Raw genomic sequence first — 15,652 nt, forward strand, 5'->3', positions numbered from 1 at the left:
GGGTATTGTTATTTCTACTCTGCTTCTTCCTGAGCCTTTAATTTTGCGATTAGGCTAATCACATAGATAATTACAAATAAGTTTAGAAAAAACAAAATCCACATCATCGCTATCACTCCGCTACACGTATTGCACTCATTTTTCAATAAATATATAATACACAATAATTATGAAAAACTTATGAAGAAATTGTGACTTTTTCTTGAACTTTTTCATGTAGCTATAACCGAGACATAATTTACGAAGCCGCCGAGATGCGATGCTGCTGTAATCCGTATTTCGTCAAAAACATCAAGTACCGCAAAAAGTCCGGTAAGGACAGCTTGACGACTCCGGTGGTTTGGCGTATTCAACTTGCTCGGGGGAGTGTGCATAAGGGGTTGAAAGAACCTTAAGAAATTGGTTCATCTTGCTGAGATCACCATGTTTTACGGCGGCTTCCAGTACGGCTTCCACCTGATGGTTGCGGGGAATTATCGCTGGATTACTGTTTTTCATCAACTTTTGCGAAGCAGCTTTTGATTCGTGCTGCCGTCCTAACCGAGTCTGCCATGCCTCATACCACTGCGTAAATTCAGCAGTGCCATGTAATACTGTATCCGCTATTTTATCGAAAGTCAATGCCAAAAAAATGTTAGTATAGTCCGCATGATACTTGTGCATCATGTTGAGAAGGTTTTTTATAAGGACTTCATCTTCCTCCTCTTCGGTAAATATTCCTAGTTTTGCTCTCATTCCTGCCAGCCAATTATGGCGATATATAGCAATAAAATTAGAAAGAGCATCGCGGGCCAATTCGACTGCCTGCTCCACATTAGTATTGAGCAGCGGCAATAGGGTTTCCGCAAATCGGGAGAGATTCCACGAAGCAATATGCGGTTGATTGCCATAGGCATAACGTCCTTGAATGTCTATGGAACTAAATACGGTTGCCGGATCGTAAACATCCATAAAGGCGCAAGGACCATAATCGATAGTTTCTCCACTTATGGTCATATTGTCAGTGTTCATCACCCCATGGATGAAGCCTACAAGCTGCCATTTCGCAATCAGTTCAGCTTGGCGTTTGACGACTTCCGTAAGCAATGAAGAGTACCGATTCTCATTATCTTCAACATACGGAAAATGACGTTTTAATGCGTAATCAGCCAGTATCTGAAGTTCTCCACCCCAATTTGCAGCATATTGGAAAGTGCCAACACGCAAATGACTAGCGGCTACGCGTACCAAGATCGCCCCAGGCTGATTGGTTTCCCTGACTATTGTCTCACCGGTTCCGACCACCGCAAGACTGCGGGTAGTAGCGATACCTAGCGCATGCATAGCTTCACTGATAATGTACTCCCTCAGCATAGGGCCAAGTGCGGCCCGACCGTCGCCACCGCGGGAATAAGGTGTTCTGCCAGATCCCTTGAGTTGAATATCAAAACGCTCACCGCTGGGAGTGATTTGCTCACCAAGCAGCACTGCCCGCCCATCTCCTAGCATTGTAAAATGCCCAAATTGATGCCCGGCATAAGCTTGTGCAAGCGGCAATGCTACTTCAGGAATCCGATTGCCGGCAAGTATTGCTACACCATCTTCACTTTGTAACTTCTCACTATTTAATCCGAGGGAATGCGCCAAAGAATTATTAAAAATAAGCAACCCAGGGGCCTGTACAGGGGTTGGCTTTTGCAGACTAAAAAATAATTTCGGCAGTCGGGCATAACTGTTGTTAAAATTCCATCCGGTTCCAACTACTGCTTTTTCCATTAGCATAATTGCTTATCCTCCTTTTCCTTTTTGATCAAATCAATCAACATAGTCTATGTATTTAAATAAGCTTAATTAGTCCTACTATTATTATTTTGGCGGAAAGATGATTAATACAAGGAAGTATCTGCTATATGTCAATAAAAAACGACCACCTTAGCGTAGATCTTGCCTACAAGAAGATGGTCGTTATCAGCATATAAACTAGAATTGACCCCAAAAATTTGCGGCTTTTTCAGCAATACCGCTGCTGCTTTTAGTTCTTAAAGCTCCATTCCATTCTTGTGGGAATAACCTTCGATATCTAGGCTGCGAAAACCTATCATCGATTAAGAGAACTACCCCTCTATCCTTTTCGGTACGGATTACGCGCCCGGCTGCCTGCATTACTTTGTTCATACCGGGATAAATATAGGCGTACTCAAATCCCTGGTATTTCTCTTTGTCAAACCAATCCCTGATAATTTCCCGTTCCAGGCAAACCTGCGGCAGACCAACGCCAACGATTACTGCCCCCACAAGCCGCTCACCCGTTAAATCAATTCCTTCGCTGAAGACCCCGCCAAGTACAGCAAAGCCAATAAGTGTATCTCCATTGTCTGCCGAAAATTGACGCAAAAATACTTCGCGCTCCTCTTCGGTCATTTGGCCGACTTGTCGAACCACATTCAGTTCCGGATTTTTGAGACAAAATCGCAGATAAACTTCCTCCATATATTGATAAGAAGGCAAAAACACCAAATAATTGCCGACCTTTGCCCTGATGGCTGCTGTTATGCTGTCAACAACGGCGTCATAAGTGGTGTTTCGCATCTTATAGGTTGTACTAATATTATCGGCAACCAACAGGCACAAGTTGTCGCGGGAAAACGGAGAAGCAACTGCAATTTTCGCGTCCTCTTCTTCGCCTCCTAATATTTCAGAAAAGTAATTAAGTGGTGTTAAAGTAGCCGAGAATAAGACCGACGCCCGTCCCCGCGATAACGCCTGCCGCAACAACTCTGCGGGATTAACGCAGAAAAGCTTTAGTTTTATATCCTTATCTTCCTTCTCAATATAGGTAATATACCGCATGTCATACATCTCGGAGGTTCGTAAAAAAGCATGAACTGCAAAATAAACATCGAGAACTTCTTGGCGAAATTCGGCTGGTTCATTAGTTGCCAGCCATTCTTCAGCCATGGAGGCAAATTTTCTTAGCAAAGAATATATTTCGGCCGGCGGCTCTTCCTGCACGCAATAACTAGCTTGGCTGGTGGCTGATGATTTCACACACAATTCTCTGAGCTTGATAAAAAAGGAGTTTATTTTCCCGGCAGTTTTGGCCAGCTTGGGTATTTTATCCTTGGTAGTTTTTCTTAGTTGCAGAAATACCTGCTTGGTTAATTCCGCTGAAAACATCTCCCGGGCGCGATCAACCAGATTATGAGCCTCATCAACAAGAAAACAATACTGGCCAGCATTTTCGGCAAAGAAGCGTTTTAAATACACCCTCGGATCAAAGACATAGTTATAATCACAAATCACGGCGTCCGTCCAAAAGGCCAAATCCAGTGACAACTCAAACGGGCAAATATTGTATTTGCGGGCATATTGCTCGATGACTTCCCGGGTAAAGGACTCACATTGCCAGGCGTCACCAAGTGCCTGGTTTATCCGGTCATAATACCCTGCAGCGAACGGACACTCTTCCGGAGTACAAGCCGCATCTGGCCTAAAACATATTTTTTCTTTGGCCGTCAGTGTTAATGATTTGAATTTCAAGCCTGCCAGTCGAAGACGGTCAAGGGCTTCTTCCGCCAACTGACGGGTTACCGTTTTAGCTGTGAGAAAGAAAATCTTTTCCACATGTCCCAGTCCCAGAGCTTTGACAGCCGGAAAGATTGTCGCCATTGTTTTCCCGGTGCCAGTTGGTGCCTGAGCGTATAGCTTACATCCCATACTAATTGTTTTATATACAGCTACTGCCATTTGTCGCTGGCCATGCCGGAAGGAGGAAAAGGGAAATTCCAAAAGTCGCGCCGACTCGTCCCGGAGTTCCAACCAACTCCCCAGCCGTTCAGCCCATAGGGCATATTGGGTAACTAAATCCTCAAAGAAAGCAGCTAATTCCTGAACAAAATATTTTTTTGTATATGCTTTTATCTCGTATGTCGTCGCTTGACAGTACGTTATCTGAACACTGATTTCTTCTAATGCATGTTCTACCGCATAAATATAGGCATAGCACATAGCTTGCCCCCAGTGTAACGGGCTATGGTCTTCTTCAATTAATTCAAGGTCAAGAGTTGTTGACTTTATCTCATCAATGGTTATATGTTTATTCCCGGTTTCGTCTATTGTGACAATAACGCCATCAGCCCGGCCGCTAACCTGCAGTATAACATCGTCTCTTTCAATTATGATTGACAAAGTTACTTCAGACTGATACTCTGAACCTTGTGACTGTTGAACTTTTCGATGGATCTTACTTCCATCCACCGCCCGGGCAGAACTAGTAAATGTTGCTACCAGATCACCAGACCTAAGCACGAACTCTACTAAGTTACGGACTGATATTTTAACAATTCGCTTTGACATATTATTTCCCTTAGACCTATATTTTTTAGGTTATTATTTTAAATACTATCACGAACACATGTTCATGACAAGTAAGATATTCATTCTGTTCACCATATCTCATCTCTGTTTAGCAGGTTTACTTATCAGGTATAATAAGTACATAGCAAATATTTCTACAATCTCATTATCTAAGACAGGAGACACAAAGCAATGAAAATATCATTTATCGGAAGCGGCAAAGTAGGAGCAGCGATTGCATATTCTGTAGCATTAAAAGGACTGGCAACAGAAATCGTTTTGACAGACCACTCCAGCGACAAAGCGCACGGCGAAGCTCTTGATATTCTTCAGGGACAAGCTTTCTGCCCCCAGGCCAAAATTACAAGCGGCGAAATTGTTGATACCGCAGATTCAAATATTGTTGTTATAACTGCCGGTACACCCCGGCGGGCGGATGAACCCCGCATAGAACTGCTTTCCCGCAACGCCGGTATAATTATGGATATCACCAAAAAAGTCGTAGCGCTAAGTCCTGATTGTATTTTATTTATCGTTACCAATCCTCTTGATATAATGACGTACCTGGCGTATCACGCCTCCGGGCTTGCGGCCGGTCGTGTTATTGGCATGGGCACTGCGCTCGATACTGCGCGCTACCGTTCCTATCTTGCAAAACAGTTCAATGTAGACGCCCGCGACATTGACGCATATGTGTTGGGAGAACATGGCGAAACAATGGTGCCGTTAACGTCCAATATCCATGTAAAGGGGCTGCCATTAAGTTCCTTACCATCATATGACGAAGAAGCAGTCAAGCAAATTGCCAATGACGTTTGTTCCGCCTCCGGACAAGTCATCGCCCTGAAAGGCGGTACGGTTTTCGCGCCTGCCGTAGCGGCATGCGCCGTACTGGAAGCTATTATTAATGATACTCGTCAGCTTTTACCTGTATCTGTCTTCAGCGACAAGTACAAAACAGCGCTGAGCCTTCCGGCGATAATTGGAAGACAGGGTGCAATACAAGCACTCGATATACCTATGACTCCGTTGGAAGAAGCTGCATTGGGCAAGTCAATTGAAAATATAAAAACCTACATAACCGAACTTAAAAATATACTTCCTGCTAATTTATAACTAATTGCGGATTAATCCTGTAACAAGAAACTCTGCTTGAATTGAAACTCATAAAAAAACTAAGCCCAGCACATGCCGGGCTTAGTTTTTTATCTACAGATTACTCTTCTTTCAGTTTACGAAGAAGGTTTAGGACTTCAATGTATAACCAAATAAGTGTAACAAGAAGACTAAAGGCACAAAACCATTCGTATTCTTTCGGCAGTCCTTGGCGTACACTTTGATTGATATTCTCATAGTCAACAAACAAGTTTAAGGTAGCAACGCCGATTACGACCAGGCTAAATACAATACCGATAGTTCCCCCCTGGTGTATCTGGGGAATACGAATCCCAAAGAAACTTAAAATAAACTCAATTAGGTAAGTGATAGCAATCCCCAGCGTAGCAATAAATACGGCTCGCATAAAGCCTTCATTGACTTTAACGTATCCTCTTGCATAGATAAGAGCTGCACTGATCGCAATACCAAAGGTTATCATAACAGCATTAATGACAATGCCGTGATACATCTTGGCAAATAAGGCTGAAACAGCAGCTAAAAACATCCCTTCCAGTATGGCGTACAACGGCGATAAAAATCCAGCCCAGGTAGGACGGAAGCTTATTGTCAGAGCCGCAATAAAGCCCATAATCGAAGTGACTATTGCAGTCATTGGGATGGCGTAGCCCATTACCCAAGTTACTAGTGCCGAAATAATAACAATCGCTACTAATGCAAAACTTTTTGTCGCTACTCCCGCATAAGTAGCAGTTTCACTGCTGTAGGTTTGAAGGGCCTTTACTTTTGAAATCACAGGATTTGCCACAGCAAATCATCTCCTTTCAAGCTAGATTCTACTATATTATACCATACACTCAAATAAGCCGGCAAAACGATCCCCGGCTTACCGTACGAACAAACCTATAATACCTTTCCGCCAACCTTTCTGGACTCTATTTAAATAGTAAACAACTACAAAAAAAAATTCGCCATTACACCCGATCGGATAACCGTATCGAATGTAATGGCGAAACTTATAAACTTTTGTGATTATGCGCCAAAAGCCTTTAATGTGACCCCGTTTTCTTCCAAGGCAGTTCTAATCGCCTTTATCATCGCTACCGCTCCCGGTGTATCCCCGTGCACGCAAACCGTCTGAGCACTGATTGGCACAACAGCCCCGTCGATGCTGGTAACCTGTTTATCTTTGACCATAGTCAAAACGCGCTCAGCTATGATATTGAGATCATGAATCACCGCTCCTGCCTGTTTGCGTGATACAAGATTTCCCTGGGCTGTATAGGCGCGATCAGCAAACGCTTCTTCCACGAACTTAACTCCCACCGCTTTAGCAGCCTCAACCATCACAGATTTCCCCAAACAAACCATATACAAATCCGGATCGACAGCTTTGATAGCTTCAGCAATAGCGGTGGCAATACCCATATCTTTCTCTGCTGCATTATACATTGCTCCATGCACTTTAACATGCTGAAGCTTTACGCCTTCACTCTTGCACATTGCCCATAATGCCCCAATCTGATAGACCACATCGGCAAAAATTTCTTCTTTGGTTGCCGCCATCATCCGCCTCCCGAAACCAACCAGATCGGGAAATGAAGGATGGGCGCCGATAGCTACTCCGTATTTTTTTGCCAACCGGACTGTTTTCAGCATAGTTGCAGGATCTGAAGCATGAAAGCCGCACGCTACATTAATAGAGGTTACATATGGCATAGCTTCAGCATCACAACCCAATGTATATACTCCGAAGCTTTCTCCCATATCACAATTCAAATCAATGTTAATCATTTTTTTACCTCCTCAATCGATACGTCGTAAGAAATCCCGTTAACTATAACGGTATATTGTCTTGCCTTGGCAGAGACACTTGGCCGAACCGCAACCCATTCTGTCATCTGCTTGTAGGTTTCCTGTTCCTCGCGGAATGCAGCTACCGCTTCATCATCTGTACAAGAAATAAACCGCACGCTGCTTCCGGGAAGGGCTTGAGCCAGTTTCCCCAGGTCAGGACCGATAACTGTACCGATTTTTGCATAGCCGCCGGTCGTTTGTCGGTCAGCCATCATCACAATTGGCATCCCATGTCCTGGTACTTGAATCGCCCCTTGGCACAGGGCATCCGAAACGATGTCCGGTTTACTGCTATGCTCAATTTTTTCTCCTTCCAGGCGATATCCCATACGGTCTGCTTCGTCCGTAATGACATAAGGATTACCAAGAAACGTAGCAATACCGGTCTCAGTAAAATAATTGTCCTGCGGCCCGAGCAGCACGCGTACAGGTACTTCGTTACCATATTGGGGTATCCATTTTGCCGGCAGTGTTTTCGGAATACGCCGTCCATCAGTCTGGTTCAGCACTGCAATTACATCGCCCGCCTTTAACGCCCGGCCTTCCAACCCGCCAATTCGCCCGCGGGTATAAGTCGACCGGCTCCCCAGTACTTCAGGTACATCGATCCCACCCTGGATAGCAAGATACGTCCTGCATCCTTGTACTGCATAGCCAAAAGCCAACTCACTACCTGCTGGAACAAATAATGACGACCAGTTTGCGATTTTTTCCCCATTCAAAGTCGCCTGCATATCGGCACCACAAATTGCTATCCAGGCATCGGCGGCAAATTGATAAGTAGCTCCCAGCATAGTCATCTCAACTGCCGCAGCTTGCGCCGAGTTTCCTGCCAATATATTCGCTGCGCGATAGGCATAGCGGTCCATCGCACCAGCTACGGGCATTCCATTCGCTTGATATCCCCAACGCCCCTGATCTTGAATTGTTGTAAGCAAACCCGGTTTGACAATTGTAATCATGGTAAAACTGCACCTCCTGCCAGCGTACCGGTAACAGGAACATAGCTTCCCTTTTCAACTTCTGTATATATTTGAGCATATTCCGCCGAAGATACAGCGACAAATCGCAGATAGTCTCCCGCTTCAAATAAAAATGGCTTTGCTGAATTCGGATTAAATGCTTTGACCGGAGTTCGACCAATTAATTGCCACCCTCCCGGGCTTTCGATCGGATATAATCCGGTCTGGCCACCAGCTATTCCCACAGATCCTGCAGGAATCTGCGTACGTGGCTTTTCCAGACGTGGCGTTGCAATTCGCTCTGACATTCCGCCCAGGTATGGAAACCCCGGTGTAAACCCAATCATATATACAAGATAAGGCTTGGAAGTATGAATTTGAATAACTTCCTCTTCGGAAAGCCCGTTATGCTGAGCAACAAAAGCGATATCCGGCCCAAAATCGCCGCCGTAACAAACAGGAATATTCACAACCTTAGCCGTCCCCTGTTCTTTTACTGACATTGCACTCTGCAGGAGCTCCTCTGCCTTTTGAATCATCTCGGTTCGCCGAATAAACAGCGGATCGAAATAGACCATAAGTGAACGATAAGTTGGAACAACCTCGACCACCTCCCGCGGCAGCTTCTCTTTCAACAAATGTGCCGTTTGGTGTACACGGGCATTGATGTCGGGGTCGATTGTACTGCCAAATTCAATTACCAAGCCCTGTTCGCCAGCAGGCAAAAATCTTACTTCAGCCATTGTTTCCCCCCACCCTATCATTTCTTCATCTGATTGCAATTTTATTTATCATTTAAATATAAGGAAATACATTAGAAATACATTGACAGTGAGCAAAATTAAGCCTGTGGGAATCTGAGCTTTAATAACGGCGTTTTTATCTGGCAAATCTAAAAGCGCCGCCGGTACGATATTATAATTTGCTGCCATCGGAGTCATCAGCGTCCCGCAATAGCCGGAAAACATCCCAATTGCACAGAGAACAGCGGGATTGCCGCCATGCATCACCACTATTAAAGGATAACCAATCCCCGCGGTCATGACCGGAAAAGCCGCAAAAGCATTACCCATAATCATTGTAAATAAAGCCATACCAACGCAGTAAGCAAACACAACCATAAACCGGTTATCTAAAGGAATTACCGAACCAATCAGTGTAGACACTGCCTGTCCAACTCCTGCCAATGCAAACAACGCACCTAAACTAGCCAGCATCTGTGGTAAAACAGCAGCCCAGCCGATAGCATCCACCAGGCGCCGCGATTCCCGTACGGATTGCATGCCCGTTTCTTTGGTTAAAGTTAAAGCCGCACCGAAAGCTACGACACAGGCAACACCAAGACTTACTAAGGTAAGGTTGCTTTTTTCAAGTAACGCCAAACCGGCAATAGTTACATCCTTCAGACCCAGAGTCCCGATGATTGTGACAAGTGGGATAAGCAAAGCTGGAATAAAAAGCCAATTACCAAATTTACCTGCCCGAGCTGTCCGTTCTTCCTCTTTGGATTCACTGTAAGATCCCAGCCTAACCCCGCCAATTCCTGCGATCAACGCCATAATGATAACCATGATACCCATATACATTGGCGGTATGATTTTTCCGAAGAGAAAAGAAACTGCAAACAGCCCCCAAAATACTGCCGTAAGCACACGTTTAGGATTGCTTTGATCTTTCAACGCCAAGGCAGCGATAATCGCCATCAAAATACCGCAAATATAATAAACATATTCAAGGCTGAAAATCATATTTACAACTCCTTCACCCAAATTTTTAATTATTTACTTCTTCCATCGCCCGTTTGATTTTACCATCAAGACGATATAGACGGATCCCATGTATGATGAAGGCTGAGATAGCGGTCGGTATTCCCCATACCGCAATTGTCAGTGGTTCCATAATAATACCGTATTGTTCAAAGAAACCCTTCATCAGCAGAATAGCACCGAATGCTATAAAAATATCCTCGCCAAAAAATACACCTACATTATCCGCTGACGCTGAATAAGCTTTGATTTTGTTACTCAATTCCTCTGGCAGCTTGCCATATCTGTTTGCTGCTGCCGCTTCCGCCATCGGGGCTACCAATGGTCTAACCATCTGGGCATGTCCCCCCAGCGCAACTAAGCCAAGAGCTGCGGCTGCTTCACGGATAAACAAATATAAAATTAATAGCCGCCCGGTAGTGGCCGCTTTTATTTTGCCAATAACTGCCTGTGACTGTTCTTTCAAACCATTTCGTTCTAGTACGCCAATAACCGGAAGAGTCAAAATAAATAAGGATAAATACCTGTTTTTGATAAATGCTTCTCCGAAGGTAGTAAGAATTTTTTCCACCGGCAAGCCGCCGGCCAGACCAGTAACAATTCCTGCGACAACTACCACCAACAAGGGATTAAATCGTAGGGCAAAACCAACGATGACGATGACAATACCACTTAATGTTAACATCTCTTTCCCTCCGCGTTAAATTATTGCGCCTCTTACTCTGTACATGTTTCTGTATGGAATAGAATCAATTCAGTTCGAATTCAGCAGTCACTATCTGCTTTGGAACAGTTCAAGCCGCCATAATTAAAGCGACTTTCTTTCAAGGCGGATCAATTAATTTGTTAATTATTGTGATTTATCTGAAAATATCGCATTTATCCCCTCCTTTTTTTATGAGTAAATAACTGAGGCAATAGAGCCACATCATAATTGTGGCTTATCGTAAATTAAGAACCTTATCATGCAATTTAAGTCTAAAATCCATGTATGAATGTCAGCTCGTAATCAACTCTTGCATGACTTAGTGCTCTTATTTTACTTTCAAATTGTTCTTTTTTAATACCATAGCCACTTATGCTCTGTTTTTTACCTAAATTTACCTTTTAAGGGTTATATTTTCAAATTTACCTATTTTATCCGAATATCGGATAGCGTGTCCGAAATTCGGTTCTCAGAAAAATTATAACATTCCTTATTTTCAACATCAAGCATTAATATTCGTAAAAAACTACAAAAAAGTTCTGTGAAAGACGACATCTTCACAGAACTTTTATCATTAGTCACTAACCCCTCGCAAAATAAGGTGAAAACTTTATATAATCCTCTTTTTTATTCGTGCAAAAGTTTATGCGGCAAAACTCATTTTAACCCAATGACTTATACCCGCCATCCCAGGCGTGAAGATATTTCACGCGCGGCAGTCATAACCAATTCAATCAAAAACTGCAAGCGTTCCCCTTTGAATCGCTCCGTCAGCCCTGCCAAGCTAAGACTCGCGATAACTTGGCCACGTCGATTATAAATAGGTGCGGCAACCGCCGAAGTAAAATCTTGGAGTTCACTATGGCTTACTGAATATCCCACACGACAGACCTCGACCAATTCCCGGCGCAAATCTTCTTTGTTCAAGATTGTTCCCGCCGCATAAGAAATCAGTTCCGTCTCCTCAATATACTTCTCACGCTCATCGTGAGGCATAAAGGCCAGCAGTATCCTCGGACAGGCCCCGCCATACAATGGTGCCCGGCGTCCAATGCGAGTATACACCTTTACCTGATGCGAGGTGTTAATTTTTTCAACGTAAATGGCTTCATTCCCGTCGTTAATCGCCAAATTTACTGCTTCATCGGCTTCTTGCTGCAACCTGTGCATTACCGGCAGTGCGATGTTTCTGATATCCATACGCTCAGCAACCAGTTGTCCGAAATGTAAGAAAGTCAACCCCAACTCATAGTTTCCTGAAGCATCCCGGTGTAAGAAACCCATCTCCACAAGGGAAGTCAACATGCGTAATAACGAAGTTCGGGGAATCTGAGTGTAGAGTCCCAATTCGGGCAAGCTCATTTTAATATGGTCCATAAACAAATTTAATATATCCATTGTTTTAATTACAGTCGTATTTTTCTGCGCGTATTTCATATAAGACCTCCTGTGAATCCAACCCAACCTTTATAATTACCGTTTTATTGCTTACCTGTTAAACTTCGATGCTTCAGAAATAATAATAACGTAATTCTTTTAAATATTGCAATCAAAAAGTGGGCAAGTACACACTTTTTTTGATTTAATTCTCGTCATATTCGCGGCAAAACAGTGATGTTTCTGCATTTTCTCTGAAAAGTGGAAGTAAAATAGTAAGAACTCCAAAAAACCATCAAAAAGAAGACACAACCGGTATTTTAGTTGGCTTGCTATTTATTAAAAGGATTTTGCACAAGTATCAAAGAATTTTATAAGTTTATGCCTAATTTATTCAATGTATACACAAAGGGGACCGCAAATCATGTCAATGAAGTATTTAGACATCCGCATGTCTTATAAAATATTTTTGATTATTTTAATCATGGCTTGTTTTCTAGCACTAATTGGTTTTTCCGGGTATAGCGCCATTAAGAAAGTCGCTGTAAATGTGGATACTATGTATAATAACCGGGTCGTTCCTATGGAAATACTCGGACAAAGCCGGGTATTAAGTAAAAACGTAGAGTCAAATCTACTAATCCTAATCTCAGGTAGAGCTGATAATATTGAGCATACATATCTTGAAGATTCAGTTACGCGTGATATGAAAGAATTTGATCAGTTACTTAAAAAATTCCAAAAAAATTGTCCCGATGCACTGGAGCAAGAGCTGGCAGCTAAATTGGTAACTGAATCCAACGATTATAACAATAGAATACACACTTTATTACAAATCGTTTCCGTCGAGGAATATGAAAATGCGTATATCTATTATACGAAATACGTCCAGGCACAAGCTAAAGTCATAGATAATATCCTCTGGCAAATGGTAGACAGAAGTCAGTTTTTAGCGGATAAACAAAACGTTGAAGGTCAACAATTAGTACAACAGTTTGCAATTGGTATTTTACTTCTGGCAGCGGCTGCCTGTCTGATTGCCATTCTTGTAGGAATACGCTTTACGAAAATGCTTACCCACCCCATCAATCAGATTGTGTATCATGTCGAACAAATTGCAGGCGGAGACATGAATGGATTAAACGGCTATGTACCTTTAAATACCAAAGATGAGATCGGCCGCTTATCACGTGGTTTTCATCGCATGTCGAACGCGTTAAACGCCCACGTCCAGGAAATCGTTACCGCAAACAGCCAAATACTTGAAATGGCTTATCAGGATGCGCTTACCCACCTGCCAAACCGTCATTTCTTCGTAGAACGTCTTACTAAACTATTCTCAGAAAATGCCAAACAACCAATGGCATTACTGTTTATTGATTTAGATCGGTTTAAGTTTATCAATGATACCTTAGGCCATAATGTTGGCGATTCAATTTTATCCTCGGTTGCCGAGCGGATGAAAATCAATTTGCCCGAATTAGATACCTTGGCCCGGTTAGGTGGAGATGAGTTTGTACTACTTTATCGGAACTTTACCTGCGAACAGCAAGTTTCTACTGTTGCCAAGCAAGTTATCGCTGTGTTTGAGCAGCCGTTCCTTATCGAAGGAAAGACATTTTATATTACCTGCAGTATCGGAATTAGCCTCTATCCCCAAGATGGGCACGACATGGCATCTATATTACGAGCGGCCGACACAGCTATGTATGATGCTAAGCGGCGTAGTACCAATAGTTTTCAGTACTATACAAGCAAAATGCGCCAAAAGGTTTTACGCTATATGGAATTGGAAAATATTCTATATCAAGCGATAGAAAAAGAATGGTTTCAAGTATACTACCAGCCTCGTGTTGATATTAATTCCAGAAAGATTGTAGGCATGGAAGCTTTACTGCGTCTTCCCTATCAGGGTACTTATATTTCGCCAGCCGAATTTATTCCTGTTGCCGAAGAAACCGGACTTATTTTTCCGATCGGAAAGTGGGTTTTAGAAACTGCCTGTAAGCAGAATAAAAAATGGCAGTTGGCAGGCTATCCGCCACTCAGAGTCTCCGTCAACCTTTCCCCCAATCAATTTAATCAGAAGAACCTATTAAGTCAAATTGAAAAAACACTGATAGAAACAGGCCTCACCCCCTGTTGGTTAGAACTTGAAATTACAGAAGGGGCATTTATGAATAAAGCTGAAGCAACACTGAAGACTTTTTCAGCAATAAAAAAATTAGGTGTCCATATCTCAATTGACGATTTTGGCACCGGCTATTCTTCTCTTGGTTTTTTAAAGCGCTTTGAAATTGACTGTTTAAAAATTGATAAGACCTTTGTTAACGAAATTGCTCACTACGACAAAGACTCTAGCATTGCCAAGGCAATTATCCGTATGGGTAAAAGCCTAAATATGGCGATTGTTGCCGAAGGTGTTGAAAAACAGGAGCAATTAGATTTTTTACGGCAGCATAATTGTGATCAAGTTCAGGGATACATATATTCTCCCCCATTACCCTCCACTGACTTTGAATTGTTATTACAAAGAGATTTTGATTTAAGCTGCTGTTTATAATCAAGACCTCATTAGAAATTGCTAAAGGAGACTTGTCAATATATGCAGGAAATTGTTATGGCTTATGAAAATAAAACAGCCTTTCCTATCAAAGCCACTTTTCACAGAGCTGCCGAAAATCGCAAAAATGTATCTATCTTATATCTTCACGGCGGCGGTATGGTGTTCGGAACTAAAGATGATTTACCAAAGGCGTATATCGAGCTTATTCTCGAGAATGGCTATGACCTTCTTATGCTCGACTATTTACTGGCACCTGAAAGCAACCTGGAAGAAATGATAACAACATTAGAATTAACAATCAATAACTTTACAAACGATACCTATAAAGAAATTGGTTTAACAACACCCAGATACCTACTGTTTGGCCGATCGGCTGGTTCATTCCTTGCATTATTGGCGGCAAAGCGCAAAAACATTATGCGTCCGGCGGGACTTATTCTGTTCTACGGCTATTATAATCTAGCCGAAAGTTCTTTTTCAGCTCCAGCCCCCTACTACTTAAAAATACCGAAAGTGGAAGAAGCCGTTGCCTCAGCAATTGCCGGCAATACACCGTTAACCTACGGACCTATTCAAAAAAGATTCGCCCTATACCTGTTCGCCAGGCAAACAGGCAATTGGCTTTCCTTACTCGCGCCGAAAAATACTGCTGTAGATCTTAAAAAATACAGCCTGTCCCTCGACGATTTAAAAGAACTGCCACCAGCCTTTTTAGCAGCTAGCCCTTTTGATTATGATGTTCCCTTCGAAATGAGTAAAACAATGGCAGAAACAATCCCATCAGCCCATCTTTATATTGCCAAAAACGCCGAACATGATTTTGATCGCAATCCAAACGACATAATGGCAATCGAAGCCTATCACCGTATGCTGTCTTGGATGCAGGAAAAGCTAAAATACGAATCAGTTACCACTAATAGTAGGCCAGCGAGAATGTCCATTTAGACATATCGCTGGCCTATTTAAA

12 protein-coding genes are annotated in these 15,652 nt (G+C 42.8%); 3 read left to right on the forward strand and 9 right to left on the reverse strand.

The annotated features are described in order from the left end of the window. Positions 1 to 291: 291 nt before the first annotated feature. Both SRRS_RS15300 and SRRS_RS15305 read right to left on the reverse strand, forming a co-directional pair. Positions 292 to 1,761: a YdiU family protein gene (locus SRRS_RS15300; RefSeq protein WP_371361713.1), complete on the reverse strand. Its 1,470-nt coding sequence runs from the start codon at positions 1,759 to 1,761 to the stop codon at positions 292 to 294. A gap of 198 nt (positions 1,762 to 1,959) precedes the next feature. Then, positions 1,960 to 4,335 (reverse strand): ATP-dependent DNA helicase, encoded by a 2,376-nt coding sequence (locus SRRS_RS15305; RefSeq protein ID WP_371361714.1) that lies wholly within the window; start codon positions 4,333 to 4,335, stop codon positions 1,960 to 1,962. A 192-nt stretch (positions 4,336 to 4,527) separates the two neighbouring features. On the opposite strand from SRRS_RS15305, the gene SRRS_RS15310 reads away from it, so the two are divergent. Then, complete coding sequence (locus SRRS_RS15310) at positions 4,528 to 5,451, forward strand: malate dehydrogenase (protein ID WP_371361716.1); 924 nt, start codon at positions 4,528 to 4,530, stop codon at positions 5,449 to 5,451. Between the two features lie 100 nt (positions 5,452 to 5,551). Here SRRS_RS15310 and SRRS_RS15315 read toward each other — a convergent pair whose 3' ends face one another. The 7 genes from SRRS_RS15315 to SRRS_RS15345 all read right to left on the reverse strand — a co-directional run bounded on the left by SRRS_RS15315 (position 5,552) and on the right by SRRS_RS15345 (position 12,179). Beyond that, positions 5,552 to 6,259 (reverse strand): Bax inhibitor-1/YccA family protein, encoded by a 708-nt coding sequence (locus tag SRRS_RS15315; protein ID WP_371361717.1) that lies wholly within the window; start codon positions 6,257 to 6,259, stop codon positions 5,552 to 5,554. A 224-nt stretch (positions 6,260 to 6,483) separates the two neighbouring features. Next, entirely contained in the window at positions 6,484 to 7,245 is a 762-nt protein-coding gene (locus SRRS_RS15320) for a LamB/YcsF family protein (RefSeq protein ID WP_371361718.1), read from the reverse strand. Then, positions 7,242 to 8,270 (reverse strand): biotin-dependent carboxyltransferase family protein, encoded by a 1,029-nt coding sequence (locus tag SRRS_RS15325; protein ID WP_371361720.1) that lies wholly within the window; start codon positions 8,268 to 8,270, stop codon positions 7,242 to 7,244. The genes SRRS_RS15320 and SRRS_RS15325 overlap by 4 nt, the downstream gene beginning before the upstream one ends. After that, entirely contained in the window at positions 8,267 to 9,013 is a 747-nt protein-coding gene (gene pxpB, locus SRRS_RS15330; RefSeq protein ID WP_371361722.1) for a 5-oxoprolinase subunit PxpB, read from the reverse strand. The genes SRRS_RS15325 and pxpB overlap by 4 nt, the downstream gene beginning before the upstream one ends. 48 nt (positions 9,014 to 9,061) lie before the next feature. Next, positions 9,062 to 10,018, reverse strand: a complete 957-nt coding sequence (locus tag SRRS_RS15335) for a DUF979 domain-containing protein (protein ID WP_371361723.1) — start codon at positions 10,016 to 10,018, stop codon at positions 9,062 to 9,064. A gap of 25 nt (positions 10,019 to 10,043) precedes the next feature. Further along, complete coding sequence (locus SRRS_RS15340; protein WP_371361725.1) at positions 10,044 to 10,721, reverse strand: DUF969 domain-containing protein; 678 nt, start codon at positions 10,719 to 10,721, stop codon at positions 10,044 to 10,046. Between the two features lie 696 nt (positions 10,722 to 11,417). After that, on the reverse strand, positions 11,418 to 12,179 hold the full coding sequence (locus SRRS_RS15345; RefSeq protein WP_371361726.1) for an IclR family transcriptional regulator: 762 nt from the start codon (positions 12,177 to 12,179) through the stop codon (positions 11,418 to 11,420). Positions 12,180 to 12,543: 364 nt separating this feature from the next. On the opposite strand from SRRS_RS15345, the gene SRRS_RS15350 reads away from it, so the two are divergent. Together SRRS_RS15350 and SRRS_RS15355 are read left to right on the forward strand one after the other, a co-directional pair. Beyond that, positions 12,544 to 14,682 (forward strand): EAL domain-containing protein, encoded by a 2,139-nt coding sequence (locus SRRS_RS15350; protein ID WP_371361728.1) that lies wholly within the window; start codon positions 12,544 to 12,546, stop codon positions 14,680 to 14,682. Between the two features lie 42 nt (positions 14,683 to 14,724). Then, positions 14,725 to 15,630, forward strand: coding sequence for an alpha/beta hydrolase (locus SRRS_RS15355; RefSeq protein WP_371361729.1), 906 nt, complete (start codon positions 14,725 to 14,727; stop codon positions 15,628 to 15,630). The last annotated feature ends 22 nt before the right edge of the window (positions 15,631 to 15,652 follow it).

The sequence above is a fragment of the Sporomusa rhizae genome (assembly GCF_041428845.1).
Classification (GTDB): Bacteria; Bacillota; Negativicutes; order Sporomusales; family Sporomusaceae; genus Sporomusa; species Sporomusa rhizae.